Origin of the sequence: Variovorax boronicumulans (genome assembly GCF_030812215.1) — a bacterium.
Lineage (GTDB): Bacteria > Pseudomonadota > Gammaproteobacteria > Burkholderiales > Burkholderiaceae_C > Variovorax > Variovorax boronicumulans_C.
In genome coordinates this window covers 86,855-113,032 of record NZ_JAUSSG010000003.1, presented here as the reverse complement: position 1 = coordinate 113,032, position 26,178 = coordinate 86,855, and the positions used below count along the sequence as shown (strand labels likewise).

The 26,178-nt window shown below is 67.1% G+C and carries 28 protein-coding genes; 14 read left to right on the top strand and 14 right to left on the bottom strand.

Annotated elements, in window-relative coordinates; translation table 11 throughout:
• Positions 1-49 precede the first annotated feature (49 nt).
• The 4 genes from J2W23_RS09845 to J2W23_RS09830 form a co-directional block, all read right to left on the bottom strand.
• Positions 50-736: a YceH family protein gene (locus J2W23_RS09845; RefSeq protein ID WP_307648571.1), complete on the bottom strand. Its 687-nt coding sequence runs from the start codon at positions 734-736 to the stop codon at positions 50-52.
• 50 nt (positions 737-786) lie between these two features.
• Positions 787-1,494 (bottom strand): phosphodiester glycosidase family protein, encoded by a 708-nt coding sequence (locus tag J2W23_RS09840; RefSeq protein WP_307648570.1) that lies wholly within the window; start codon positions 1,492-1,494, stop codon positions 787-789.
• Between the two features lie 26 nt (positions 1,495-1,520).
• Positions 1,521-2,552 (bottom strand): isocitrate/isopropylmalate dehydrogenase family protein, encoded by a 1,032-nt coding sequence (locus J2W23_RS09835; protein WP_176659437.1) that lies wholly within the window; start codon positions 2,550-2,552, stop codon positions 1,521-1,523.
• Between the two features lie 71 nt (positions 2,553-2,623).
• A complete protein-coding gene (locus J2W23_RS09830; RefSeq protein ID WP_307648569.1) occupies positions 2,624-2,941 on the bottom strand; it encodes a hypothetical protein in 318 nt (105 codons plus the stop codon).
• A gap of 210 nt (positions 2,942-3,151) precedes the next feature.
• Here J2W23_RS09830 and metG point away from each other — a divergent pair, with 210 nt between their 5' ends.
• Positions 3,152-5,248, top strand: a complete 2,097-nt coding sequence (gene metG / locus J2W23_RS09825) for a methionine--tRNA ligase (RefSeq protein WP_307648568.1) — start codon at positions 3,152-3,154, stop codon at positions 5,246-5,248.
• A gap of 16 nt (positions 5,249-5,264) precedes the next feature.
• Complete coding sequence (locus J2W23_RS09820; RefSeq protein WP_176659435.1) at positions 5,265-5,462, top strand: hypothetical protein; 198 nt, start codon at positions 5,265-5,267, stop codon at positions 5,460-5,462.
• An 11-nt stretch (positions 5,463-5,473) separates the two neighbouring features.
• Here the strand turns inward: J2W23_RS09820 and J2W23_RS09815 are convergent, their stop codons facing one another.
• Positions 5,474-7,186 (bottom strand): enoyl-CoA hydratase-related protein, encoded by a 1,713-nt coding sequence (locus J2W23_RS09815; protein ID WP_307648567.1) that lies wholly within the window; start codon positions 7,184-7,186, stop codon positions 5,474-5,476.
• 161 nt (positions 7,187-7,347) lie between these two features.
• On the opposite strand from J2W23_RS09815, the gene J2W23_RS09810 reads away from it, so the two are divergent.
• Entirely contained in the window at positions 7,348-8,991 is a 1,644-nt protein-coding gene (locus J2W23_RS09810; RefSeq protein WP_307648566.1) for a SulP family inorganic anion transporter, read from the top strand.
• Here the strand turns inward: J2W23_RS09810 and J2W23_RS09805 are convergent.
• Positions 8,988-9,464: an outer membrane protein assembly factor BamE gene (locus J2W23_RS09805; protein ID WP_176659849.1), complete on the bottom strand. Its 477-nt coding sequence runs from the start codon at positions 9,462-9,464 to the stop codon at positions 8,988-8,990. The two genes, J2W23_RS09810 and J2W23_RS09805, sit on opposite strands and share 4 nt — an antisense overlap.
• A 69-nt stretch (positions 9,465-9,533) precedes the next feature.
• On the opposite strand from J2W23_RS09805, the gene J2W23_RS09800 reads away from it, so the two are divergent.
• The 7 genes from J2W23_RS09800 (at position 9,534) to J2W23_RS09770 (ending at position 15,188) form a co-directional block, all read left to right on the top strand.
• Positions 9,534-9,740, top strand: coding sequence for a DUF3460 family protein (locus J2W23_RS09800; RefSeq protein WP_013543127.1), 207 nt, complete (start codon positions 9,534-9,536; stop codon positions 9,738-9,740).
• A gap of 71 nt (positions 9,741-9,811) precedes the next feature.
• Entirely contained in the window at positions 9,812-10,648 is an 837-nt protein-coding gene (locus J2W23_RS09795; RefSeq protein WP_042580524.1) for a segregation and condensation protein A, read from the top strand.
• Positions 10,649-10,670: 22 nt separating this feature from the next.
• Positions 10,671-12,242: an L-aspartate oxidase gene (gene nadB, locus J2W23_RS09790; RefSeq protein ID WP_307648565.1), complete on the top strand. Its 1,572-nt coding sequence runs from the start codon at positions 10,671-10,673 to the stop codon at positions 12,240-12,242.
• 73 nt (positions 12,243-12,315) lie between these two features.
• On the top strand, positions 12,316-13,212 hold the full coding sequence (gene panB / locus J2W23_RS09785; protein WP_307648564.1) for a 3-methyl-2-oxobutanoate hydroxymethyltransferase: 897 nt from the start codon (positions 12,316-12,318) through the stop codon (positions 13,210-13,212).
• A gap of 12 nt (positions 13,213-13,224) precedes the next feature.
• Positions 13,225-14,064 (top strand): pantoate--beta-alanine ligase, encoded by an 840-nt coding sequence (gene panC, locus J2W23_RS09780; protein WP_307648563.1) that lies wholly within the window; start codon positions 13,225-13,227, stop codon positions 14,062-14,064.
• The gene (queE, locus tag J2W23_RS09775) at positions 14,061-14,699 is read left to right on the top strand and encodes a 7-carboxy-7-deazaguanine synthase (RefSeq protein WP_176659428.1); all 639 of its coding nucleotides are present in this window, start codon (positions 14,061-14,063) and stop codon (positions 14,697-14,699) included. The genes panC and queE overlap by 4 nt, the downstream gene beginning before the upstream one ends.
• Before the next feature lie 123 nt (positions 14,700-14,822).
• Positions 14,823-15,188 (top strand): 6-carboxytetrahydropterin synthase, encoded by a 366-nt coding sequence (locus J2W23_RS09770; protein WP_307648562.1) that lies wholly within the window; start codon positions 14,823-14,825, stop codon positions 15,186-15,188.
• Here the strand turns inward: J2W23_RS09770 and nadA are convergent, their stop codons facing one another.
• The 6 genes from nadA to J2W23_RS09740 all read right to left on the bottom strand — a co-directional run bounded on the left by nadA (position 15,189) and on the right by J2W23_RS09740 (position 19,529).
• Positions 15,189-16,307 (bottom strand): quinolinate synthase NadA, encoded by a 1,119-nt coding sequence (gene nadA, locus J2W23_RS09765; protein ID WP_307648561.1) that lies wholly within the window; start codon positions 16,305-16,307, stop codon positions 15,189-15,191.
• A 7-nt stretch (positions 16,308-16,314) separates the two neighbouring features.
• Entirely contained in the window at positions 16,315-17,193 is an 879-nt protein-coding gene (nadC, locus tag J2W23_RS09760) for a carboxylating nicotinate-nucleotide diphosphorylase (protein WP_307648560.1), read from the bottom strand.
• A gap of 21 nt (positions 17,194-17,214) precedes the next feature.
• Complete coding sequence (locus J2W23_RS09755; protein WP_307648558.1) at positions 17,215-18,255, bottom strand: NAD(P)H-dependent glycerol-3-phosphate dehydrogenase; 1,041 nt, start codon at positions 18,253-18,255, stop codon at positions 17,215-17,217.
• A gap of 25 nt (positions 18,256-18,280) precedes the next feature.
• On the bottom strand, positions 18,281-18,745 hold the full coding sequence (gene secB / locus J2W23_RS09750; RefSeq protein ID WP_013543137.1) for a protein-export chaperone SecB: 465 nt from the start codon (positions 18,743-18,745) through the stop codon (positions 18,281-18,283).
• Positions 18,746-18,863: 118 nt separating this feature from the next.
• Positions 18,864-19,124 (bottom strand): glutaredoxin 3, encoded by a 261-nt coding sequence (grxC, locus tag J2W23_RS09745; RefSeq protein WP_176659423.1) that lies wholly within the window; start codon positions 19,122-19,124, stop codon positions 18,864-18,866.
• Between the two features lie 21 nt (positions 19,125-19,145).
• Positions 19,146-19,529: a rhodanese-like domain-containing protein gene (locus J2W23_RS09740; RefSeq protein ID WP_218104659.1), complete on the bottom strand. Its 384-nt coding sequence runs from the start codon at positions 19,527-19,529 to the stop codon at positions 19,146-19,148.
• A 105-nt stretch (positions 19,530-19,634) separates the two neighbouring features.
• Here J2W23_RS09740 and gpmA point away from each other — a divergent pair, with 105 nt between their 5' ends.
• The 3 genes from gpmA to J2W23_RS09725 all read left to right on the top strand — a co-directional run bounded on the left by gpmA (position 19,635) and on the right by J2W23_RS09725 (position 22,769).
• Positions 19,635-20,378, top strand: coding sequence for a 2,3-diphosphoglycerate-dependent phosphoglycerate mutase (gene gpmA, locus J2W23_RS09735; protein WP_307648557.1), 744 nt, complete (start codon positions 19,635-19,637; stop codon positions 20,376-20,378).
• 106 nt (positions 20,379-20,484) lie between these two features.
• On the top strand, positions 20,485-21,927 hold the full coding sequence (locus J2W23_RS09730; RefSeq protein ID WP_176659847.1) for a S41 family peptidase: 1,443 nt from the start codon (positions 20,485-20,487) through the stop codon (positions 21,925-21,927).
• 77 nt (positions 21,928-22,004) lie between these two features.
• On the top strand, positions 22,005-22,769 hold the full coding sequence (locus tag J2W23_RS09725) for a HesA/MoeB/ThiF family protein (RefSeq protein ID WP_176659422.1): 765 nt from the start codon (positions 22,005-22,007) through the stop codon (positions 22,767-22,769).
• A 6-nt stretch (positions 22,770-22,775) separates the two neighbouring features.
• Here the strand turns inward: J2W23_RS09725 and J2W23_RS09720 are convergent, their stop codons facing one another.
• Entirely contained in the window at positions 22,776-24,788 is a 2,013-nt protein-coding gene (locus J2W23_RS09720) for an AsmA family protein (protein ID WP_307648556.1), read from the bottom strand.
• A gap of 236 nt (positions 24,789-25,024) precedes the next feature.
• Between J2W23_RS09720 and J2W23_RS09715 the strand changes: the two genes are divergently transcribed.
• Positions 25,025-25,426, top strand: a complete 402-nt coding sequence (locus J2W23_RS09715) for a response regulator (RefSeq protein ID WP_176659420.1) — start codon at positions 25,025-25,027, stop codon at positions 25,424-25,426.
• A 16-nt stretch (positions 25,427-25,442) separates the two neighbouring features.
• Here J2W23_RS09715 and J2W23_RS09710 read toward each other — a convergent pair whose 3' ends face one another.
• Complete coding sequence (locus J2W23_RS09710; protein ID WP_007837167.1) at positions 25,443-26,075, bottom strand: response regulator; 633 nt, start codon at positions 26,073-26,075, stop codon at positions 25,443-25,445.
• Positions 26,076-26,178: the final 103 nt, after the last annotated feature.

The following is a 26,178-nucleotide window of genomic DNA, read 5'->3' as shown; positions in this document are numbered from 1 at the left end:
GTGCGAGGCAAGATAACGCAGGTCAGACGCAAACGCAAAACCGTCACAGTCAACCCGCGTCGGAAATCCCAAGCTCCGAACACACCCGCCCCACCAGCGCCTTCAGCGACGCCAGCTCGGCTTCGAGCCGCGCCACGTTGGCCTTCAGCGCCGCGACTTCGCCGAGCGATGCGTCGTGCGAGGCATACGCCCCGTCGCCCGATGCACCGGCCGGGCCCGCTGCCTCTTCCGCCGGCTGGCCGCTCAATAGATGCGCCCAACGGCTTTCGCGCGCGCCGGGCAGCCGCGCCAGCTTCACCACCAGCGCACCAGCCGGCCGTTCGGCGAGCTCCTCGAGAAAGCCTTCCACCGAGGAGATGTCCGCGAAGTTGTGCATGCGGTCGCAGGCAATGCGCAGTTCGCCGGCCGTTTGCGGGCCGCGCAGCATCAGCACGGTGAGCAGGATCACCGACTGCGAGGGAATGCGCAGCACGCGGTCGATGTTGTGCTCGTAGCGGAACGCGCGTCCACCGCTGCTTTCCGCGACGAGGCTGTAGCCCTTCAGGCTGTCGATGGCCGACTGGATCTGCGACTCGGTGAGTTCGAGCACCGGGTTGCGGCTGGTCTTCTGGTTGCAGCCCGAGACCAGCGAATTGAGCGTGAGCGGATAGCTGTCGGGCACGGTGCGCTGCTTTTCGGCGAGCACGCCGAGCACGCGGGTTTCAAGAAGGGACAGGATGGGCAGCGGTGTGGACATGGCTCAGAGGCAGGATTCGAAAGTGAAAACACAAGGGGCCGCCGACGGGTTCATGGCGACACCACGCCGAGTATCGGCCCCAACTCGCGCACGAAATCGCTGCGCCCCAATGCCTTCGAATACAGCGCAGAGACGGTGCCGTCCAGGTAGAGGGCATCCCGACAGTGCAGCACGTCGCGGAAGTAGAGCGCGAAATCGTGGAAGTTCACAGGCGTCTCGCTCATCACGAAGATCGCCGTGTGGCCCGACGCGCAGACGCCGTTGCGGATCTTGCGCGAGTCCGAATTCGGGATGAGCGCCGGGTGCAGCGCGCCATGGCGCAGCAGCAGCGGGCCGGATTGCGTGGCAAGGCGCACGCCGCTGCGCCTGGCGAATGCCGGGTACTCCGAAGACTCGATCACGCGGGGCCCGTCGTCGGTGACGAGGAACACGCCATTCGGCTTCAGGAAGAAGTTGCCGGTGCCGCTCGCGAGGTTGAGCGGCGCCTCTTCGCGGCCATCGCGCACGAAGAGCCCGACTGGAGAGAAATCCGCGTGGTACATGCCGGCGTTGACCGCGAAGAGAAGCTGCCTGCCGTGCGCCTTCAGCCAGGCATCCAGCCGGTCGAAACGCTTGAACGCGACGCCGGTTTCGTCATTCAGGAACAGCGCGAGCTTCTCGGCGCGAAGGTCGACCTTCACGACCGTATAGCGCGGGTCCGCCGCCACGGACGCGCAGCTCGCAAGGACGACGGCCAACAGAAGCAGAAGCTTTCTCACGGCCACGCCTTGCGCCTGCGGTCGGATCAACCGCCGTTGATGCGGCTGACCAGCGCCTTCGTGAACGCAGCGGTGTTCGCCGTGCCACCCAGGTCCCCGGTGCGCACGTTGTCGATGTTCAACGTCTGGTCGATGGCCGTGCGCAGGCGCGTGGCCAGCTCGGGCATCTTCGTGTGGTCGAGCATCATGGCGGCGGCCAACAACAGCGCGGTGGGGTTGGCGATGCCCTTGCCGGCGATGTCGGGCGCCGAGCCGTGCACCGCTTCGAAGATCGCCGCGTCGGTGCCGATGTTGGCGCCCGGCGCCATGCCCAGGCCGCCGACGAGGCCGGCCACGAGGTCCGAGAGGATGTCGCCGAACAGGTTGGTCGTCACCAGCATGTCGAACTGCCAGGGGTTGAGCACCAGCTTCATCGCGCAGGCGTCCACGATGATCGAGTCGAGCTCGAACTTGCCCTTGTACTTTTCCGCGTAGAGCTGCTCGCCGGTCTCCAGGAACAGGCCGGTCAGCACCTTCATGATGTTCGCCTTGTGCACCAGCGTGACCTTCTTGCGGCCGGTGGCGATGGCGGTCTCGAACGCGTACTCGAGCACCCGGCGGCAGCCCTGCCGCGTGTTGATGCCGGTGGCCATGCCCACGGCATGCGGGTCGCCGTCGATGCGCACGTAGTGCTCGTGGCCGATGTACAGGCCCTCGAGGTTCTCGCGCACGATCATCAGGTCGATCTTCTCGAAGCGGCCGCCCGGAATGATGGTGCGCGCGGGGCGCAGGTTGGCGTAGAGCTGGAATTCTTCCCGCAGCCGCACGTTCGACGAGCGGTAGCCGCCGCCCGAAGGTGTTTCAAGCGGGCCCTTGAGCGCGAGACGGGTGGTGCGGATGCTGTCCAGCGTGGCCTTGGGCAGCGGATCGCCCGAGGCCTTGACGCCGCCGAGGCCTGCGATCTGCGTGTCCCAGGTGAAGGGCGCCTTCAGCGCATCGAGCGCGGCGAGGGTGGCGTCGACGATTTCGGGGCCGATGCCATCGCCGGGGATGAGGGTTGCGGGAATGGGGGTGGTCATGGGCAGTTCTCTCTCACGTCAAATCGGGGGCACCGCGGGCACGGCATGGGCTTGAAGCATAGCGGCGCGGATCAGGCGGCGCCGGCCCGGCGACGGCGCCAGCGAAACAGCCCCAGCGTTGCCAGAGCAAAGGCACACCAGATCAGTGGTTCGAGCCAGAAGCGGGCCCAGAATTTTTGCCACGCCGGCAGGCCGGTCGATTCCGGCGTGAAGAAGTCGAACAGACCGTCGCGCAAAGTCCAGGCGATCCAGCCCCGGAACAGCAGCGTGCCCAGCGACAGCAGCAGCGTGACGCCCAGCGCGAACCGCGAGCCGCCGAAGGCCAGCCAGACCAACGCCACCACCGCAGCCGCGACGGGCCCGAACATCATGAGGAAGAAGGTGTCCACGGTTTTCGAGAGTGATTGCTACAGATGGGGATGGCAGCGCTACGGCCTCGAAGGGTTGGATGCCATGGTGGGCCCGACCGAGTATTACAGCGCCTTCGTGTGATTTCATGGATCACCCGTGACTCCAAACACCGGGCCGGGCGCGGGACGGACGCGGCCACCTAAAATGCCCGGTTCCCCCGCCCGTCACTCCCGAAAGCGCCCTCCCCGATGTCCGCCCCGCGCAAGCTCTTCGTCACCACCGCCCTGCCGTATGCCAACGGCAAGTTCCACATCGGCCACATGATGGAGTACATCCAGGCCGACATCTGGGTGCGGAACCAGCGAATGAACGGCGCCGAGGTCAACTTCGTCTGCGCCGACGACGCGCACGGCGCGGCCATCACCATCGCGGCCGACAAGGCCGGCGTGACACCGCAGGCCTTCGTGGCCGAGATCGCCGCGGGCCGCAAGCCCTACCTGGACGGCTACTACATCTCGTTCGACAACTGGCACTCGACCGACGCGCCCGAGAACCACCAGCTCGCACAAGACATCTACCGCGACCTGCGCGCCAACGGCCTCATCGAGACCAAGAGCGTCGAGCAGTTCTACGACCCCGAAAAGGGCATGTTCCTGGCCGACCGCTTCATCAAGGGCGAGTGCCCGAACTGCCACTCGAAGGACCAGTACGGCGACAACTGCGAGGTGTGCGGCGCCGTGTACGCCCCCACCGAGCTGATCAACCCCTACTCGGCCCTCTCGGGCGCCAAGCCCGAGCTGCGCAGCTCGGACCACTTTTTCTTCAAGCTCTCGGACCCGCGCTGCGAGGCCTACCTGAAGGAATGGACCGCGGCCCCGGGCCATGTGCAGTCCGAAGTGCAGAACAAGATTCGCGAGTGGCTCTACAAGGACGACGAAGGCAAGGGGGGCCTGGGCGACTGGGACATCAGCCGCGACGCGCCCTACTTCGGCATCGAGATCCCCGATGCGCCCGGCAAGTACTTCTACGTGTGGCTCGACGCGCCCGTGGGCTACTTGGCCTCGCTCAAGAACCTGCTCGATAAACGCTGCATCGAGCTGGGCGGCGACGGCATCTCGTACACCGAGTACATGGCCGACCCGGACCTGGAGCAGGTGCACTTCATCGGCAAGGACATCATCACCTTCCACACGCTCTTCTGGCCCGCGATGCTGCACTTTAGCGGCCGCAAGGCGCCCGATGCGGTGTACGTGCACGGCCACCTCACGGTGAGCGGCGAGAAGATGAGCAAGAGCCGCGGCACCGGCATCGACCCGCTCAAGTACCTGTCGATCGGGCTCGATCCCGAATGGCTGCGCTACTACATCGCCGCCAAGCTCAATGGCCGCAACGAAGACATCGACTTCAACCCCGAGGACTTCGTCGCCCGCGTCAACAGCGACCTCGTGGGCAAGTACATCAACATCGCGAGCCGTGCGGCGGGCTTCATCGGCAAGCGCTTCGGCGGCAAGCTGGGCGAGGTGTCGGCCGATGGCGATGCGCTGTTGTTCGCGCTGCGCGACGCGGCCGGCCAGATCCATTCGCTCTACGACGGACGCGACTACGCCCGTGCGCTGCGCGAAGTGATGGCGCTGGCCGACAAGGTGAACGAATACGTCGACCAGAACAAGCCCTGGGAGCTGGCCAAGAAGGAAGGCGCCGAGGCCCGCCTGCACGACGTGTGCACGGTGTGCATCGAGGCCTTCCGCCTGCTCACGCTGTACCTGAAGCCGGTGCTGCCGGCGCTGGCCGTGAACGTCGAGGCCTTCCTCAAGATTTCGCCGCTGGCCTGGCCGGACGCCGCGCAGCCGCTGCCCGCGGGCCACGCCATCGGCGAATACAAGCACCTGATGCAGCGTGCCGATGCGAAGGTGGTCGACAAGCTGTTCGATGCGCCCGAGCCCGTGGCTGCCGCAGCCGTGGAAGCGGCGGCGGATGCGCTGCCCGGCGGCGAAGCCATCGCGCCCACGATCACCATCGACGACTTCGTGAAGATCGACCTGCGCATCGCCAAGATCGTGGCGTGCGAGAAGGTCGAAGGCTCGACCAAGCTGCTGCGCCTGACGCTCGACGCCGGTGAGGGAAAGACCCGCAACGTCTTCAGCGGCATCGCCTCGGCCTACCAGCCCGAGCAGCTCGTGGGCAAGCTCACGGTGCTGGTCGCGAACCTCGCGCCGCGCAAGATGAAGTTCGGCATCAGCGAAGGCATGGTGCTGGCCGCGAGCCACGGCGACGAGAAAGCCAACCCGGGCATCCATGTGCTCGAACCCTGGCCGGGCGCAACGCCGGGCATGCGGGTCCGTTGATCGAGGAGATCACACCATGTTGCTGCGCGCCTTCCTGCTTCTTTCGCTCGTCGCCGCGCTGAGCGGCTGCGCGGTGGTCACCGTCGCAGGCACCGCCGTGAGCGTGGGGGCCGGCGCAGTCGGCCTGGCCGCCGACGCGGCCATCGGCACCGCGCGCATCACCGGCAAGGCCGTGGGCGCGGCAGCCGACGCGGTCATTCCGGACAGTAAGTAAGCCACTGGAATTCAGCGCGGCAGGCCCAGCTGCGCGACGTGCGCGGGCGTGTGCTGCGCTTTTTCCTTGCGCACGAAGGCCGAGCGCAAGGCCGCATGCGGCTCGCTGCGGTCGAAGAAATTGCGGCGCATGTGCGTCAGTTCTTCATCGCGGTACTGCTGCAGCGGTTTCACCGATTCGTCTTCCGCGCGTTTCGCCTGCTTTTTCGCGATGCGGGCGGCCAGGTCGGGCGAGGCCGCAAGTTGCGTGGCCAGCCGCATCACTTCATCGCCCAGTTCTTCCGGCGCGGCCTGCAGCACGCGCTCGGCCATGCCGAGCTCGACCGCGCGCTTCGCGCTCACCGGCAGCGCCGATTGCGTGAGCCGCTGGGCCTCGGCTTCGCCCACGCGGCGCGGCAGCGTGTAGGTCCAGTATTCGGAGCCGTAGAGGCCCATGAGCTTGTAGTGCGGATTGAGGATGGCGCCGTCCCTGCACCACACCTCATCCGCCGCGAGCGCGAGCATCACGCCGCCGGCCGCGGCGTTGCCGCCCAGCGCCGCGACGGTGAGCCGGTCGGTGGTGGTGATCACCGCCTCGACCAGGTCGTTCATCGCATGGATGTTGGCCCAGGATTCCTCGGCCGGATCGGGCGCGGCCTCGATCACGTTGAGGTGGATGCCGTTCGAGAAAAAGTCGCGCAGGCCGCCGAGCACGAGCACCGAGGTCGGCCGGGTGCGGGCGAAGCGGTAGGCCTCCAGCAGGCGGCGGCATTGCACGCGGCTCATCGCGCCGCCGGGGAACGAGAAGTTCAGCACGCCGACCCCGCCATGCTCGCTGTAGCGCATGTCGGTCCAGGTGCGGCGGCCGGCCGGCAGTTGCAGCGGCGCGGGCACTTCGGGCAGGCCGGCGGGAAGCAGATCGCCGAGCGCGTCGGCGGCCGGCAGCTTGAAGCTGGCAAGCCCCGAGCCCGGCGCGCGCCAGGGGCGCATTTGCACGATCCAGACCGCGCCGTCGATCGTGGCGCGGCAGACGGCACCGGCGCGCGTGGCGATCAGCTCGCCGGGCGTGCCGCGCAGCTCGTCTTCGGGGTACGCGCCGTGCAGGTACCACTGCGCGCCGAGCAGTTCGTCGAGCACGCCGGGCTGCGAATCGGCGGCGCGCAGCTGGCGCAGCACCGATTCGGTCGATTCGCGGGTCCAGTCGATGCGGCGCTCCGCCTGCTTCAGGAACGGACGCCAGCCCGCCGCGAGATCGGCCGCCTTCTGCCGCTTCGGCTTGTACTTGCCCGAGGCGAAGCGCTCGACCGCCAGCAGCACCGCGTCGATGGCCGCGTCGGCCACCTCGCCGCGGTAGAGATCGCTCTTGCCGGCCAGCGGCGGCACCTTCAGCGGCGACCATGCCCAGACATCGCCCGCGTCCATCTCCGCCACGGCCGCGAGCACGGTGACACCCCAGCTTTGCGCGCCTTCCCGCAGCGTCCAATCGAGGGAGGACGGGCCGCGGTCGCCCGGCGGACCGGGGTGGACGATCAGGCAGGTGTGGGCGCTCCAGATGTCCTCGGGGATCGCGGTGGTGAGCATCGGCGCCACGATGAGCGCCGGCGCATGCGTTCGCACCGCTTCGCGCAAGGCGTCGTCGTTGCCGAGGGCCAGCGCGACGCCGACGGTGTGGCCATGGTCCTGGAGTTCGGCGAGAACCCTCTGCGTCAGGCTGTTGAACGCGCTTGCGACAAGCAGGATGTGCATGGACCCGGCTCCCTCTGTAATGTCAGTTTCAAATTGTCAATTAATGTGAAAACTGTATCTGCATCCTCCGTTTTGGATAAGTTGATCGAAAGTACGCATCGAGGCGGATGGCCCCCTCGATGGCGCTGCTCGCAGGGCCTGCAGGCCACAATCGGCCATCCATGCAATCGCCGCTGAACCTCACCCGCTTTCGCCCCCGCCTGCTGGACGCGTTGGCGGACTACGACCGGGAGCGTTTCTTCAGGGACCTGGGCGCGGGCGCGACGGTCGGCATCGTGGCGCTGCCGCTGGCCATGGCCTTCGCCATTGCCTCGGGGCTCAAGCCCGAGGCCGGCATCTGGACGGCGATCATCGCGGGCTTTCTGATCTCGCTGCTGGGCGGCTCGGCGGTGCAGATCGGCGGGCCGGCTGGCGCGTTCATCGTGATCGTCTACGGCATCGTCGAGCGCTACGGCGTAGCGAACCTGCTGATCGCCACCGCCTGCGCCGGCGTGCTGCTGTTCGCGGCGGGGCTCTTCGGCCTCGGGCGGCTGGTGCGCTTCGTGCCGCTGTCGATCGTGGTGGGCTTCACCAACGGCATCGCGGTGCTGATCCTGCTGTCGCAGTTGAAGGACCTGCTCGGGCTCTCGGTCGGGAAGATGCCCGCCGACGCGTTCTCGCAGCTGCATGCGATGGCGCTGCAGATCGGGACCTTCAACCCCTATGCCTTCGCGCTCGGCGTGGCCTGCCTGGCCGGGCTGGTGCTGTGGCGGCGGCTGCCTCGCATGGATATCCCGCTTTTGCAGACACGTGCGGCGCAGATGGGCATGCGCGTGCCAGGGCCGATCGTTGCGCTCGTCACGCTCACGCTGCTGTCGTGGGGCTTTGCGCTGCCGGTGGAAACCATCGGCACGCGCTTCGGCGGCATTCCCGAGGGCGTGCCCGATTTCGCGCTGCCCGACTTCTCGTGGGAGACGGTCAAGCAACTGGTGACGCCGACGCTCACCATCGCCCTGCTGGGCGCCATCGAATCGCTGCTGTGCGCGCGCGTGGCCGACCAGCTGAGCGGTCAGCCCCGCCACGACCCGAACCAGGAACTGATGGCGCAGGGCATCGCGAACATCGTCACGCCCTTCTTCGGCGGCATGCCGGCCACCGGCACCATCGCACGCACGGTGACGAACATCCGCTCGGGCGGCAGTTCGCCCATTGCGGGCATCGTGCATGCGGTAACGCTGATGGTCGTGGTGCTGCTGGCCGCGCCGCTCGCGCGCCATGTGCCGCTTGCGGTGCTGGCGGGCATCCTGGTGTTCGTGGGCCTGAACATGGGCGAGTGGCGCGAATTCACGCCGGGCCAGTTGCGGCACTTCAGCCGGCATTACCGGCTGTTGATGCTCGGCACGTTCTTTCTCACCGTCGTGTTCGACCTGACGGTGGCGGTGCAGGTGGGCATCGTGCTCGCGTGCGCGCTTTTCATCCGGCGCATGAGCGGGCTCTTCAGCGTCGAACTCGAGACACTGCAGCCGCCGGTGCTCACTTACCGCATCTACGGCGCGCTGTTCTTCGGTGCCGCGGCCAAGCTCGACGAGGCGGTGAATGCGGCCGAGCGCTCGCCGCGCGGCATGACGGTGGTGCTCGACGCCACGCACCTGATCTACCTCGACGCCACCGGCATCGATGCGCTGCGGCAGTTGCACCGCGCGGTGCTGGCGCGCGATGGGGTGCTGCGGATCGAATCGCTGCAGCCGCAGCCGCGCGAGGTGATCGAGCGCTCGGGCTTTGCGGAAGAGCTGGCGGCCGGAAGGCCGCACACGGCTGAAGGCTAGTTGGCTTCGGTCGCGCGGTCGGGCGACGAGCCGCTGCGCACCACGCGCTGGTCGTCGTTGAGCGTCGCGGTGAACACCATCGGCGAGTTCGGCGGCTGCACCCAGCGCCACTCCCATTCGGTCTCGCGCTTGAGCGCATAGGGCGTGACCTTGGCGGGCTTGCCGAGCAGCTTGCGCAGGTCTTCCATCATCATCCCGGGCTGCACCTTGGCGAAGTTCTCGGGCGTGAGCACTTGGCGCAGCGCGCTCATCTTGCCGTCACGGCCGATGGTGATCATGTAGTTCTTCTGGCCCTGGGGCTGGCGGTTGTATTCGAAGACGCGGCCGCCATCGGGGGCGTCCCAGATGTTCTCGGGCTGGCCGAATTTGGTGCGGACGTCGGCCTCGGTGGCGACGCCTTCTTCGAGTTCGGCGATGCGCTGGTTGTCGCAGCCCGCCAGGCCAATCACCACCGCCAGCAACGCCGTTGCCATGCCGATCTGCCACTGTTGCCGATGTTCCATGCCGTCCCCGGTAAAATTCAGGCTACAAAGGTCCAGTCTATGTCCATCTTCCGCCGCCCCCACTACTCTTCCGAGATCACCAATTTCATCGAGGAGATGAAAGAAAAGAAGCCGACGCTGGAAGCCGAACAGCGCGCCGGCCGCGCCCTCCTCTGGGACAAGCACCTCGACCGCAGCCTGCTCGAGGAGTACAGCGAAGCCCGCGTGCCGATGCAGCCGTACGTCTACCAGACCCAATCCAAGTAAATGGTGCCAGTTTGGCATCCAGCCCTCGTCTGCATTGCGCCGACAGCTATTGAATTGATAGCGCTCGCCCAATGAGCAGAGACGAGGACAACGACACGCCGGTGATGGCGATGCCCGAGGTGGTCGACCAGGTCGCGCTCGCCAGGCTCTATGGCGAGCCGTTGTTCGCGATGCCCAAGGACCTGTACATCCCGCCCGAGGCGCTGCAGGTCTTTCTCGAAGCCTTCGAAGGTCCGCTGGACCTGCTGCTCTACCTCATCAGGAAGCAGAACTTCAACATCCTCGACATCCCGATGGCGGGCCTCACGCGGCAGTACCTCAGCTACGTCGACGAGATTCGCCAGACGAACCTCGAACTCGCGGCCGAGTACCTGCTGATGGCCGCGATGCTGATCGAGATCAAGTCGCGCATGCTGCTGCCGCCCAAGAAGGTGGCCGACGGCGAAGAGGCCGAAGACCCGCGCGCCGAGCTCGTTCGCCGCCTGCTCGAATACGAGCAGACCAAGCTGCAGGCCGCCGCCATCAGCGCCATGCCGACCTACGGGCGCGACTTCTGGAAGGGGCAGGTCTACATCGAGCAGTCGCTCAAGCCCCGTTTCCCCGACGTGAACGTGATCGACCTGCGCGATGCGTGGGCCGACATCATGAAGCGCGCCAAGCTCGTGCAGCACCACAAGATCTCGCGCGAGGAGCTCAACGTGCGCGAGCACATGAGCATCGTGCTGCGCCACCTGCAGGGCCAGCGCTTCGTGGAGTTCGAGAAACTCTTCGACGTGTCGCGCGGCGCGCCCGTGCTGATCGTCACCTTCATCGCGATGCTCGAGCTCGCGAAGGAAACGCTGATCGACATCACGCAGGCCGAAGCCTTCGCGCCGATCTACGTGCGCCTGGCCTATTCGCCAGCCTGACCCCACCACCGAAGATTTCGCCGTGCTCGATTTCGACGTCCTCATCGTCGGCAGCGGCCTCGCCGGCCTCTCCGCCGCGCTGCACCTGGCGCCCACGCACCGCGTGGCCGTGCTCACCAAGCGCGCGCTGAACGACGGCTCCAGCGCCTGGGCGCAGGGCGGCATCGCGGCGGTGCTGGCCGCGGGCGACAGCTTCGATGCGCACGTGGAAGACACGCTCGTTGCCGGCGCGGGCCTGTGCGACCCCGAGGCGACGCGCTTCGTCGTCGAGCACGCGCCCGAGGCCATCGGCTGGCTGCGCGAGCTGGGCGTGCCGTTCTCGGAAGAAGGCGGCGACTTGCACCTGACGCGCGAAGGCGGTCACAGCCAGCGCCGCATCGTCCACGTGACCGACGCCACCGGCGCGGCCGTGCAGCAGGTGCTGATCGAGCGGGTGCGCCGCACGCCGAACATCACGCTCTTCGAGCACCACACGCTGGTCGACCTGGTCACCGGCACCAAGCTCGGGCTGAAAGACCCGTCCTGCGTGGGCCTCTACGCGCTGGACGACGCCACCGACGAGGTGCTCGCCTTCCGCGCGCCGCACACCATCCTGGCGACAGGTGGCGCGGGCAAGGTCTACCTGTACACGACGAATCCCGACACGGCCACGGGCGACGGCATTGCCGCCGCGTGGCGCGCGGGCTGCCGGGTGTCGAACATGGAGTTCATCCAGTTTCACCCGACCTGCCTGTACCACCCGCATGCCAAGTCGTTCCTGATCAGCGAGGCGGTGCGCGGCGAAGGCGGCCTGCTGAAGTTGCCCGACGGCACGCGCTTCATGCCCAGGCACGACGAGCGCGCCGAACTCGCGCCGCGCGACGTGGTGGCCCGCGCCATCGACTTCGAGATGAAGAAGCACGGCCTCGACTGCGTGTACCTGGACATCTCGCACCAGCCCGCCGCCTTCCTGAAAGAGCATTTCCCCAACATCCTCGCGCGCTGCGCCGAGCTGGGCATCGATATCACGCGCGAGCCGATTCCCGTGGTGCCGGCCGCGCACTACACCTGCGGCGGCGTGCTCAGCGACCTTGCCGGCCGCACCGACGTGCCGGGCCTCTACGCCATCGGAGAGACCGCCTGCACGGGCCTGCACGGCGCCAACCGGCTCGCCAGCAATTCGCTGGTCGAGTGCATGGTGTTCGCGCGCGCCGCAGCGGGCGCCATTGCCGGCGCGCCGGTGCATGACGGCATCGCCCTCCCCGCGTGGGACGAAAGCCGCGTCACCGATGCCGACGAGGCCGTCGTCATCTCGCACAACTGGGACGAGCTGCGCCGCTTCATGTGGGACTACGTGGGCATCGTGCGCACCAACAAGCGCCTGGAGCGCGCGAGCCACCGCATCGCGCTGCTGCAGGCCGAGATCCAGGAGTTCTATGCGAACTTCCACGTCTCGCGCGACCTGCTGGAGTTGCGCAACCTGGTCCAGGTGGCCGAGCTGATCGTGCGATCGGCCCAGGCCCGCCACGAAAGCCGCGGGCTGCATTTCAGCCGCGACTATCCTTCGCTTGCCGAACCGACTGGCCCCACCGTACTGGTGCCGCGGGCGGACTGACGACCCACCCGTTTCGCGTTTTTCTTCACTCAAGGATGCCCGGCCACCGACGCCCGCAGGGAGAAACCCAACCATGTCGAACACCACCCACACCCCATCGCAAGAAACCACGCCGGCGTCCCCCTACGGGACGCTGCCTCCGGCCTCGACGCCGGCTTCCCGCAAGCCCGTGAGCCTGCCGCGCCTGGCCGACATGCACGCGCGCGGCGAGAAGATCTCGATGCTCACCGCCTACGACGCCACCTTCGCGGCCATGGCCGATGCGGCGGGCGTCGATTGCCTCCTGGTCGGTGATTCGCTCGGCATGGTCTGCCAGGGTCTGAACAGCACCGTGGGCGTGAGCCTGGAGACCATGCGCTATCACACCGACAGCGTCTCGCGGGGCCTGCGCCGCGTGCAGGGCACGGCCTGGCTGATCGCCGACCTGCCCTTCGGCAGCTACCAGGAATCGCGGGAGCAGGCCCTGCGCAGCGCCACCGTGCTGATGCAGGCCGGCGCGCACATGGTCAAGCTCGAAGGCGGCGGCTGGACGACCGAGACGGTGCGCTTCCTGGTCGAGCGCGGCATTCCGGTGTGCGCGCACCTGGGCCTCACGCCGCAGACCGTGCACGCGCTCGGCGGCTACCGCCTGCAGGGCAAGGGCGACGCGGGCGCGCTCCTCAAGCAGCACGCGCATGCGCTGCAGGATGCGGGCGCCACGATGCTGGTGCTCGAAATGGTGCCGGCCGCGCTCGCCGCCGATCTCACCGCCGAACTGAAGCACTGCGCCACCATCGGCATCGGCGCGGGCAAGGCCACCGCCGGCCAGGTGCTGGTGTTGCACGACATGCTGGGCATCAACCTCGGGAAGATGCCGAAGTTCGTGCGCAACTTCATGGCCGACGCGCCGGGCGTGCTGCCCGCGCTCAAGGCCTACGTTCAGGCCGTCAAGGACGGCAGCTTTCCCGACGATCAACTCCACGCCTGGTAAGGGACCGAACCCATGTACATCGCACACACCATCGCCGAGCTGCGCGACCACCTCTCGGCCTTCAAGCGCCCCGCGTTCGTCCCGACGATGGGCAACCTGCACGACGGCCACATCGCGCTCATCACGCAGGCCAAGCCGCTCGGTGACGTGACGGTGGCGAGCATCTTCGTCAACCGCCTGCAGTTCCTGCCGCACGAGGACTTCGACACCTATCCGCGCACCTGGGAGAACGATTGCGCGAGGCTGCGCGACGCCGGCTGCGACGTGCTGTTCGCGCCCGACGAAAAAGCGCTCTACCCCGAGCCACAGACCTGCAAGGTGCATCCCGACCCGGCGCTGGCCGACATCCTCGAAGGGCACTTTCGCCCCGGCTTTTTCGTCGGCGTGTGCACGGTGGTGATGAAGCTCTTCACCTGCGTGCAGCCGCGCGTGGCGGTGTTCGGCAAGAAGGACTACCAGCAGCTGATGATGATCCGCCACATGGTGCGGCAGTTCGCGCTGCCGATCGAGATCGTGGGCAGCGAGACCTTCCGCGCCGACGACGGGCTCGCGCTCTCGTCGCGCAACGGCTACCTGAGCGAGACCGAGCGCGCGGAGGCGGTGCAGCTGTCGAAGGCGCTGAAGGCGATGGCCGTCGCGGTGCAGTCGGGCGAGCGCGATTTGGCCGCGATCGAAGCGCGGGCAATGCAGACGCTGACGGAACGCGGCTGGCAACCGGACTATCTTGTGCTGCGACGCCGCGCCGACCTGCAGGCCCCGTCGGCTGGCGAGCCGCTGGTGGCGCTCGCTGCCGCACGGCTGGGCAGTACGCGCCTGATCGACAACCTGGAAATCGACGCCCTCACCCCATGACTTACAGCGTCAAGGAAATCTTCTACACACTGCAAGGCGAAGGCGGCCAGGCCGGCATGCCGGCCGTGTTCTGCCGCTTCGCAGGCTGCAATCTCTGGACGGGCCGCGAGGAAGATCGCGACACGGCCGTCTGCCGTTTCTGCGACACCGATTTCGTCGGCACCGATGGCACGCTCGGCGGCAAGTTCAAGAGCGCCGACCAGCTCGCCGACACCATCGCCACGCAGTGGCCGGCCAACGACGCCGAGCACCGTTTGGTGGTGCTGACCGGCGGCGAGCCGCTGCTGCAGGTGGATGCGGCGCTGGTCGATGCGCTGCATGCGCGGCGCTTTCGCATTGCGGTCGAAAGCAACGGCACCGTCGCGGCGCCCGAAGGCATCGACTGGCTCTGCATCAGCCCGAAGGCCGGTGCGCCGTGGGTGCAGCAGCGCGGTCAGGAACTGAAGCTGGTGTGGCCGCAGACCGCGTTCGACCTCGACACGATGGCGCGCACCGGCGAATTCACGCACCGTTTCCTGCAACCCATGGACGGCCCCGACCGCGTGGCCAACACCGAACTCTGCATCGCCGAATGCATGCGCCAGCCGGCCTGGCGCCTGAGCGTGCAGACCCACAAGATCACCGGTATCAGATAGCTCGCCCCCAGGGCTTCGCGCACTTCGTGTCGCTCCTCCCACCCCCTACCGGGGGCAACACCGGTGGCCCGGCAAAGCCGGTTCCACGGTGTTTCCCTAAAAGTCACGTCAATTCGACCCGTCATGCGCTTCACCATCAGCCAACGCTTTTTCTTCGACGCCGCCCACACGCTCAAGCGCGAGATCGAAGTGGAAGGCAGCCGCCGTATCCACGGCCACACGTACCACGCCGAAGTCTGGCTCGAAGGCCAGCGCGATCCCGTCACGGGCATGGTCATCGACCTGGGACTGCTGCGCCGGCGGCTGGAAGACGTGCGCGAACTGCTGGACCATCACCTGCTGGACGACGTGGCGGGGCTGCATCCGCCGACGCTCGAAAACCTCTGCCTCTTCATTGCGGACGCGCTGCCGGAGTTCCGCTCTTCTTCGCTCGCACGGGTGCGTGTGTGGCGCGAAGCGTTGGGCGACAGCTGCACCCTGGAGTTCTAGTCAGGCCGCGCCGATGCCGGCAACGAGGCTGCCGGGCGCCTGACCGTTCTTGAGGCCGGCGGTGAACGCCAGCATCCGGTCGATCGGCAGGCGGGCGCGCAGGCCCAGCGTGGGATCGACGTGGATTTCTCCCGCGCCCGTTTCGAGCGCGTTCGCCAGCTCCGCCAGCCCGTTCATCGCCATCCACGGGCAGTGCGCGCAGCTCTTGCAGGTGCCGCCGTTGCCGGCCGTGGGCGCCTCGATGAAGGTCTTGCCGGGGTTCAGCGTGCGCAGCTTGTGCAGCATGCCGGTGTCGGTGGCGACGATGAATTCCTTGGCGTCCATGCGCTGCGCGGCATTCAGGATCGCCGAGGTCGAGCCGACCGCATGGGCCAGCGCGATCACGTCGGCCGGCGACTCCGGATGCACCAGCACCTTCGCCGACGGGTGTTCCTTGATGAGCAGTTCGAGCTCCAGTGCCTTGAACTCGTCGTGCACGATGCAGGCACCGTTCCAGCTCACCATGTCCGCGCCGGTCTGGCGCTGGATGTAGTCGCCCAGGTGGCGGTCGGGGCCCCAGAGGATCTTGCGGCCCTGCGCGTGCAGCGCGCTCACCACGTCCAGCGCGCAGCTCGAGGTGACGAGCCAGTCGGCGCGCGCCTTCACGGCCGCGCTGGTGTTGGCGTAGACGACCACGGTGCGGTCGGGATGCTCGTCGCAGAACGCGCTGAATTCATCGACCGGGCAGCCCAGGTCGAGCGAGCAGTTCGCGTCGAGGTCGGGCATCAGCACGCGCTTCTCGGGCGAGAGGATCTTGGAGGTCTCGCCCATGAAGCGCACGCCCGACACCACCAGCGTGGTGGCGGCGTGGTCGCGGCCGAAGCGCGCCATCTCGAGCGAATCGCTCACGATACCGCCGGTTTCTTCGGCCAGGTCCTGCAGGTCGGGATGCACGTAGAAGTGCGACACCATCACCGCGTTGCGCTCGCGCAGCAGGCGGCGGATGCGTTCCTTCAGCGCGACGCGCTGGTCCGGCGAGGGCTCGGCGGGCACGCGCGCCCAGGCGTGGCGCGTGTCGCAGACGGCGCCTGCCTTTGCCGTGGGTTGCTCGTAGTCGACATCGATGACCGGGGACGACATGGGCGGATCAGCTTTCCTGGAAACGCATCGAGTAGTCGATGGCTTTGACATCTTTGGTCAACGCGCCAACCGAGATGCGGTCGACACCGGTCTCGGCCAGGGCGCGGAGGCCCTCGAGCGTGACGCCACCCGAAATCTCCAGCACGGCCTTGCGGTCTTCGCCGGCCTCGTCGTTGATGCGGACCGCCTCGCGCAGCGTGGGCAGGTCCATGTTGTCGAGCAGCACCATGCGCGCGCCGGCGCCGAGCGCCTCGCGCAACTGGGCCAGCGTTTCGACCTCGACTTCGACGAAGGCAGCCTGCGAAGCCACCGGTGCTACCGCGCGCAGAGCGGCGGCGACACCGCCGGCTGCGGCGATGTGGTTTTCCTTGATGAGCACCGCGTCGTAGAGGCCGATGCGGTGGTTCAGCCCGCCACCGGTGCGCACCGCGTACTTCTGCGCGAGGCGCAGGCCCGGCAGCGTCTTGCGGGTGTCGACGATGCGGGCGCGCGTGCCCTTGACGGCATCGGCGTACAGGGCGGTCTTGGTGGCGACCGCGCTCAGCAATTGCAGGAAATTGAGCGACGTACGCTCGGCCGTCAGCAGCGCGCGGGCGGCGCCTTCGATCTCCAGCACGGTCTGGTCGGCCGCACAGCGCTCGCCTTCGGCGCAGAGCCAGGTGATGCGCACCTCGGGGTCGAGTTGCCGCAGCGTGGCTTCAACCCACGGCGCGCCGCAGACCACGGCGGATTCGCGTGCCAGCACGCGGGCGCGGGCCTTGCGGGCTGGATCGACCAGCGAGGCGGTCAGGTCGCCATCGGCGACGTCTTCCTGCAGCGCCCGGGTGGCGTCGGCGAGGGCCAGCGCGGCCACGGCCGACGCTGAAAAATCAAAGCGAAGGCTCATGGCTCTTTGTCTCTGCGTTTTTTAAGAGGATTGGCGAGAGGAGGCCGCGGCGCCGGACGGAAGCGATTCCGGCACCGGGTCGCGGCCGGTCAGGGCGGCGACGGCATCCTTGGGGCTCACACGGCCGTCGAGCAACGCGACCACGCCCTCGGCGATCGGCATTTCGAGCCCCAGGCCGCGGGCGCGCTGCACCACGGTACGCGCGCAGTACACGCCTTCGGCGACGTGGCCGAGCGAATCGACGGCCTGCGCCAGCGTGCGGCCCTGGGCCAGCAGCAAACCGACCTTGCGGTTGCGCGACAGATCGCCGGTGGAGGTCAGCACGAGATCGCCCAAGCCCGAGAGGCCCATGAAGGTTTCGGCGCGGGCGCCGAGCGCGAGGCCGAAGCGCGTCATTTCGGCCAGGCCCCGGGTGATGAGCGCCGCGCGGGCGTTGAGCCCGAGCGCGAGGCCATCGCACAGGCCCGTGGCGATGGCGAGCACGTTCTTGACCGCGCCGCCGACCTCGACGCCGACGATGTCCTCGTTGGCGTAGACGCGCAGGGCCGGTCCGTGGAAAGCATCGACCAGCGTGTCGCGCACCACCGCATGCGGGCTCGCGGCGACCAGCGCGGTCGGGCGGCCTTCGGCGACTTCCTGCGCGAAGCTCGGGCCGCTGAGCACACCAGCTATCAAATCGGGAGCAACCTGCGCCCATATTTCGTGGGCGAGCAGGCCAAAGGATGTGGGGGATGCATCGCGCGCAGGCTCGACGCCCTTGCACAGCCATGCGACCGGCGCGGTGCAGCCGCGCAGCGCGATGAGCTGTTCGCGCAGGGCGGCCATCGGGGTGGCGACGATGACGAGATCGGCGCCGGCGTGCGCCTGGCCGATATCGCCCGCCCGCACGGCCAGCGAGGCCGGCAGCGCCAGCCCCGGCAGGTAGCGGGTGTTTTCGCGGGCCTTGGAGATGGCATCGGCCTGGGCGGCATCGCGCGCCCAGAGCGTGACCTCATGGCGGGCAGCGGCATTGACGGCCACTGCCGTGCCCCAGGCACCGGCGCCATGAACGCAGATCTTCATCGGCGTTGGCGGCAGTTGTGCAGGCTTACTGCGCGAGGGTCGGCGCGGGCTGGCCGGCGGCCTGTGCCTGCTGCTGCTCGTACATCGCCTGGAAGTTGATTTCGGCCAGGTGCACGGGCGGGAAGCCGCCGCGCTGGATCACGTCGGCCACGTTGCCGCGCAGGTACGGGTAGACGATCTGCGGGCAGGCGATGCCCAGGATGGCGCCCATCTGGTCTTCGGGCAGGTTGCGGATCTCGAAGATGCCGGCTTGCTTGGCTTCGACCAGGAACACGGTCTTGTCCTGGATCTTGGTCTGCACGGTGGCCGAGACGGTGATCTCGAAGATGCCTTCGGCCACGGGCTGGGCGTCCACGCCGAGCTGGATGTCGACGGTGGGCTGCTCCTGCTCCAGCAGGATCGCGGGCGAATTGGGTTGTTCGAGCGACAGGTCCTTGAGGTAGACGCGCTGGATCTGGAAGATGGGATCTTGGGCTTGCTGGTCGGCCATGGCTGAACTTTCGAGGATCAAAACAATGCCCGCCGGGGAGAGGTTCCCGCAGCGGGCTGCAGATGGATGAGCAGGCGATTATCGCCCGCCCACAAGACGGTTCCGGCTAAGCCCTGTTTCAGGCTGCCTGGAGCAGCGGAACCAGGCCGCCGCGGCTGTCCAGGGCCATCAGGTCGTCGCAGCCGCCCACGTGGGTGTCGCCAATGAAGATCTGCGGCACCGTGCGGCGCTGGGTGATCTCCATCATGGTGTTGCGGGCCTGTGGGTCGGTGTCGATGCGGATCTCTTCGATCTGCTCGACGCCCTTGGACTTGAGGATCTGCTTGGCGCGTATGCAGTAGGGGCAAACGGCGGTGGTGTACATCTTGACGGCTTGCATACGCTGTATCTCGGGGAAGTTTCAGGCCTTTTCAACAGGCAGATTAGCTTCTTTCCACGCCTTGAGCCCGCCGGCGACCGCTTGGGCCTGCTCGTAGCCGAGTTTCTTGGCCATGGCCACGGCGCGCTGAGCGCGGGCGCCGGTGGCGCACACCAGCAAAAGCGGCACGTTCTTGTTCTTGACCGTGCTGGCCAGCTTTTCGTCGAGCTGGTTCAGGGGCACGTTCTTGGCGCCGATCATGTGGCCGGTGGCGAATTCTTCGGGCTCGCGCACGTCGACCAGCACGGCGCGCTCGCGGTTGATGAGCTGCACGGCGCCCTGGGCCGTGAGCGTCCCGCCGCCAGAACCCCGGATCAGCGGCCAGGCCAGCATGCCGCCCGAGCTGAGTGCGATCAGGATCAGCATCCAGTTCGCGGTGACGAATTCGATCAATTTCACGGGGGTTCCTTGGATGGCAAACCCGGGATTTTAGAATGCTGGTTTTCCCAAGCGCATCCAAAGGCCTCCGACATGCACAAACTGGTACTGATCCGCCACGGCGAATCGACCTGGAATCTCGAAAACCGCTTCACCGGTTGGACCGACGTCGATCTGACCGAAACCGGCGTGGAGCAGGCCAAGCAGGCCGGCCGGCTGCTCAAGGCCGAGGGCTACGACTTCGACGTGGCCTACACCAGCGTGCTCAAGCGCGCCACCCGCACCCTCTGGCACACGCTGGACGAACTCGACCGCACCTGGCTGCCCGTGGTGCATTCCTGGCGCCTGAACGAGCGCCACTACGGCGGCCTGCAGGGTCTGAACAAGGCCGAAACCGCCAAGAAGTACGGCGACGAGCAGGTGCTGGTCTGGCGCCGCAGCTACAGCACCCCGCCGCCGCCGCTGGAAGCGGACGACCCGCGCAGCGAACGCAGCGACGTGCGCTACGCCAAGCTTTCGCCCGAGCAGATCCCGCCGACCGAGTGCCTCAAGGACACGGTGGCGCGCGTGCTGCCGTTCTGGAACGAATCGATGGCGCCGGCCATCCGCACCGGGCGCCGCCTGGTCGTGGCGGCCCACGGCAACTCGATCCGGGCGCTGGTGAAGTACCTGGACGGCATCTCGGACGACGCCATCGTCGGACTGAACATCCCGAACGGCATTCCGCTGGTCTACGAGCTCGACGACGATCTGAAGCCCCTGCGCCACTACTACCTCGGCGATGCCGCCGCTGCCGAGAAGGCCGCCGCCGCGGTGGCTTCGCAAGGCAAGGGCTGAAAAAAGAAAACCCCGCGTGCCGGTCCCCCGTGGAACCCCGGCAAACAAATTGCTTCCAAGCTGTGTATATTGGTTCGACAGCCGCCGACAAGGACAACCACTCATGATGGGCCAGAAACTGAAGATCACCGGCTGGGTCGCCGCCGGCGCCGTAGCTGGCGTCCTGACCACCGTCTCCCTGCAGACGGTCGCACGCGGATCGCTTGCGCCGCTCCCGCTCGAGGAATTGCAGCAGCTCGCTGCCGTGTTCGGCATGGTCAAGAGTGACTATGTCGAGCCGGTCGACGAAAAGAAGCTCATCTCCGACGCCATTTCCGGCATGGTCGCCGGGCTGGACCCGCACTCCCAGTACTTCGACAAGAAGTCCTTCAAGGAATTCAGGGAAGGCACGACCGGCCGCTTCGTCGGTGTCGGCATCGAGATTTCCCAGGAAGACGGGCTCATCAAGGTGGTGTCGCCCATCGAAGGCTCGCCAGCCTTCCGTGCGGGCCTCAAGCCCAATGACCTCATCACCAAGATCGACGACACCGCCGTGCGCGGCCTCTCTCTCAACGAAGCCGTCAAGCGCATGCGCGGCGAGGCCAACACCAAGGTGCTGCTGACCATCTTCCGCAAGGACGAGAGCCGCACCTTCCCGGTCACGATCACGCGCGAGGAAATCCGTACCCAGTCGGTGCGCGGCAAGATCATGGAGCCGGGCTACGGCTGGATCCGCTTGTCCCAGTTCCAGGAACGCACGGTCGACGACTTCGTGAAGAAGGTCGAAGACCTCTACAAGGAAGACCCGAACCTCAAGGGCCTGGTGCTCGACCTTCGCAACGACCCGGGCGGCCTGCTCGACGCGGCGGTGGCGGTGTCGTCGGCCTTCCTGCCCGAGAACGTGACGGTAGTGACCACCGACGGCCAGCTGGCCGAAAGCAAGTCGGTCTACAAGGCGGCGCCCGAGTTCTACCAGCGCCGCTCCGGCAGCGACCCGCTGCGCAACCTGCCGGCCGCGCTCAAAAGCGTGCCACTGGTGGTGCTGGTCAACGAAGGCTCGGCCTCCGCCAGCGAAATCGTGGCCGGCGCGCTGCAGGACCACAAGCGCGCGATCGTCATGGGCAGCCAGACCTTCGGCAAGGGCTCGGTGCAGACCGTGCGCCCGCTCGGCCCGGACACCGGCCTCAAGATCACCACGGCGCGCTACTACACGCCGAGCGGCACCTCGATCCAGGCCAAGGGCATCGTGCCCAATGTGCTGGTCGATGAAAGCGCCGAGGGCAGCCCGTTCGCCGCCCTGCGCATGCGCGAGGCCGACCTCGAGAAGCATCTGGCCAGCGGCCAAGGTCCGGAAACCAAGGACCCGGAACGCGAGAAGGCCCGCGACGAAGCCCGCAAGCGCCTCGAGGAAGAAGCCAAGAAGCCGCCGCAGGATCGCAAGGCGCCCGAGTTCGGCACCGACAAGGACTTCCCGCTCGTGCAGGCGCTCAACCGCCTCAAGGGCCAGCCTGTGCTCGTGAGCAAGACGCAGGTCATTGTCGAGAACAAGGACGAGAAGAAGGAAAACTGAAGCCGGTGACCGGGCCGCACGCAACGTGCGGCTCGCGCCGGTAGCGGCTTCTTCATTCGCGAAGGAACGGGGCGCGCATGGACGATCACGACCTGCTGCGCTACTCGCGGCACATCCTGCTTGAAGAGTTCGGCATCGACGGCCAGGCGCGCGTCAGTGCCGGCCGCGCCTTGGTCATCGGCGCGGGCGGATTGGGTTCTCCCGTCGCCCTTTACCTGGCAGCCGCCGGCGTCGGCCACATCGCGCTGGTGGACGACGACGAAGTCGACCTCACCAACCTCCAGCGCCAGGTCGCCCATACCAACGCCCGCGTGGGCCACCCCAAGGTCGAATCCGCCGCGCAGGCGATGCGCGACATCAACCCCGACATCGCCATCGAGACGCATGCCCTGCGCGCCGACGAGGCCCTGCTTTCGCGCCTCGTCGCGGCTGCGGACGTGGTGGTCGACTGCTGCGACAACTTCGCGACCCGCCAGGCCGTGAACCGCGCCTGCGTGGCGCACTGCAAGCCATTGGTGGCAGGCGCTGCCATCCGCTTCGACGGCCAGCTGAGCGTGTACGACACCCGCGACGCGGCCTCCCCTTGCTACGCCTGCCTGTTCCCGCCCGATGCGGCCTTCGAGGAAACGCGCTGTGCGGTGCTGGGTGTGTTCGGCCCCGTGGTCGGCACCATCGGCACGCTGCAGGCCAGCGAGGCGCTGAAACTGCTCGCCGGCATCGGCCCTTCGCTCGCGGGCAAGCTCTTGATGTTCGACGGGCGTAGCACGAGCTTCGACACCCTGCGCGTGGCGCGCGATCCGCACTGCAGCGTCTGCGGGCAGCGACCTTCTTCCAACCCTTAGAGTTGCTCAGGGCTGCTTCGCGCCCTTGGCCCTGGCCGCGCCATTGGCCGCGGCGCCAGCGGTGGGCTTGTTGGCCTCCGCCACCACGTCCTTGCAATTGGCATCCTCTCCCGGCCCGGTCTCGATGGTCGCGGCCAGCGCCAGCAGCGGATTAACGGCGCCCAGCGCAAGCGCCGCCAGACCGCGTCCGGCCAGCGGCCCGATTTCGACCCCACCCGAGGGCGCGCCGAAAGTGCCGCCCACCACCAGCGGCGTGCGCAGCGACAGGATGTTCTTCGACTTGGGCTCCGGCCGCACGACGAAGTCCAGCGTTTCATTGGCCAGGCTGGCCTGACCGGTGGCGGTGAAGAGCGCATTGGTCGTGTCCACCACGAGCGTGCGCCCGGTCATCAGGCCCTTGTTGACGTCGAACGCCACGGCCGCGCAGCGCAGTTCGACATTGCGGTCGCCGCGCAGCAGGAACTTGATGATGTCCCCACCCACCAGCGTCGCGAACACGGGCAGCAGGTTGCCGAACTGACCCCGACCCGCCAACACCGCCACGTCGCCTGACGACCCGCCCAGCCAAGAGGCCACCGAGTTGCCCGAGCCAGAGAGGTTGAGTCGTCCGTCGAGCCGGCCGACGCTGTTGCCCGTGGTTTCCAGCTTGGGGAACAGGCGCGCGAGCTGCATGCCGCGCAGCTCGAGCGAGGCGCGGATGTCCGCCGGATTCTTCGCCGCATCGATGCGGATCGCGCCGGCCAGCTTGCCGCCGCCCACGCCCAGGTCGAGCGGATCGAGCGTCAGCACACCGTCTTTCAGCTTTACCTGCACGCTGCCGCGGTCGAGGGGAATCTCGCGCACGTTCTTGATGCGGTCAGCCGTGTACTTGACGTCGGCGTTCATGGCGCGCAGACGCTCGAAGTCCAGTGGCGCCGTCGGCAGCACCTTGGCGCCGGCCGGGCGTTTGACCTGGGTGATGCTCGGTGGCGGCGCCACGCCTTCGACCGCGCTGGCCGATCGCGCCGTGGGCGGCAAGCCGATGAGCGGGCCGAGGTCGTCCATGTCCATCACCTTGGAGCGCAGGTCGCCGGCCAGGTACGGCACCTGGGTGGCCTGGTCGAAGCGCATGTCGCCGGCGATGTCGGACAGGCCCAGCCTGCCCTTGAGCCCGGCTACCTGCCAGAGGGTGCCGCGCTTGGTCAGGTCACCGCTCAGGGCATAGGGCGAGGTCTGCGGCAGCGCGATGCCCAGCAGGGGGAACAGTGCGCCCAGCGTCTGGCCCTTGAGCTGGAACTTGGCGTCGATGCCGTCGAGCCCCGCCAGTTCTGCCACGGTGCCGGAGGCCTTGAGCTTGGTCTGGCCGGCCGCCGCGTTGATCTCCAGCGGGAATGGCGGCGCGCCGGCCGCATTGATCTGCAGCACGTTGCCCGTGCGCCCGTCGGCCGTCAGCGGCTGTCCCTTGTAGCGGCCCTTGATGCGGTAGCTGAGAGGCATCGCTCCCAGGCTCGTGTCGTATTTCACGTCGGCGTGCAGGTCGACGCCCAGGTGCTTGGCGAGGAAATCGATGGCCCCGCTGTCGATCTGCATGAGGCCGATGCTCGGCACCGTGCCGCCGTCGGAGGTGTCCTTGCCGAACGCCCAGGTGCGGCGCCCGTCCTGCTCCATCTGCAGCCCGAGCGTGGGCGAGAAAAGCGCGAGGCGCGGAATGACGATCTTGCTGGTGACCAGCGGCCAGATGCGAATGTCGAACTCGGCGCGGTCCGCCTTCACGAGATAGGGGTCGCGCGCCCACGAGGGATTGGCGAATTCGATGCCGTCGAATTTCACCGTCGCCGCGCGCCAACCCAGATCGACGTCCAGCCGCCGCGTGATCTCGAACTTGCGCCCGGTCTTCTCGCTCACGTAGCGATTGACCGGTTCTCGCAGCACGTCCCACGGAAAGAACATGAGGACAACCAGCAGGGCGACGAACAGCAGCACGATCGAAGCCAGCAGTTTTTGCCACAGCGGGCGAGTGCGAAGGATGTTCGTAGCCATATCGTCTGAATAACCTTCTTGTGTCTGCCGCCGGGTCGGCAACCAACCGCAACAACCGTGCGGTATTGCCTACGAGCAGCCCACGGCGAACTGCCTCGTCGGAACACGCCTACAGCGCCCGGTCCATGAACCCTGCATGATGCGCTTCGGCGAAGCCTCAAGCTCCGTGCAGAGGCATTCCCGTCAGCGGGACGCTAGGGATGCACCCGCCAACGTGAGAGGAAGCGCGGTTCGGCATGGACTCCAGATTGCAGACATACGTCGTCGAAGACAACCTCACGATCCGTGAAAACCTCATTGGCACTCTGGAAGAACTCACTTGCACCACGGTCGTCGGATTCGCCGAGACCGAAGACCATGCACGCGCATGGCTGCTGCACGCCGACAACGAGTGGGACCTTGCCATCGTCGATCTCTTTCTCAAGCAGGGAAGCGGGCTGGGCGTCCTTCAGGCCTGCCAGTCACGCAAGCCGACCCAGAGGGTGGTCGTGCTCAGCAACTATGCGACACCCGACATCCGGCGGCGCTGCGCCGAATTCGGTGTGGACGCGGTGTTCGACAAATCGAACGAGATCGACGCACTGGTCGATTTCTGCATCGAACAGGCGAAGGCATTGCGCGCTTCGCCCGGAACCTAGCCCGGGGGCTCGCAGTTCAATCGATGAGCTTGTTCTTCAGCGCGTAATACGTGAGGTCGCTGTTGGAGGAGAGGTTCATCTTCTCCATCAGGCGCGTGCGGTAGGTGCTCACCGTCTTCACCGACAGCGACAGTGTCTTGGCGATGTCGCCAGCGGTCTCGCCCTTGGCCAGCTTCAGGAACACCTGGAACTCGCGCTCCGAGAGCTGTTCGTGCGGCGCGGCGTCGTCCTTGCGGTCGAGCTGGCGTGCGAGCAGTTCGGCCACGGCGGGCGTGATGTAGCGCCGGCCCAGCGAGATGGTGCGAATGGCGTTCACGATCTCGATCGGATCGCATTCCTTGTTCAGGTAGCCGCTCGCGCCTTGGCGGATCAGGTTCATCGCGTAGTGCTCTTCGGGGTAGCCGCTCAGGATCAGGATGCCGACATCCGGCGCCTTGGCGCGGATCATGGCGAGCGCGTCGATGCCGCTCTGCCCGGGCATGGAAAGGTCCATTACCAGCACGTCGAGCTCGGTGGTGCGTACGAGCTCGATGGCTTCGCGCCCGCTGGCTGCCTCGCCCGCCACGCGCAGGTCCACGTGCTCGGAGAAGAACTGCCGGAGCCCAGATCGCACGATGGCGTGGTCGTCCACAATTCCAATTTTGATCATCTGTTACTTTCGTCGTTGTGTTGCGCGCATCTCGGCCGCAACATGCCGGTCCCTGAATGTTGTCAATTATTGACGAACTTGCGTTGAACGCAGCTTTGAAAGT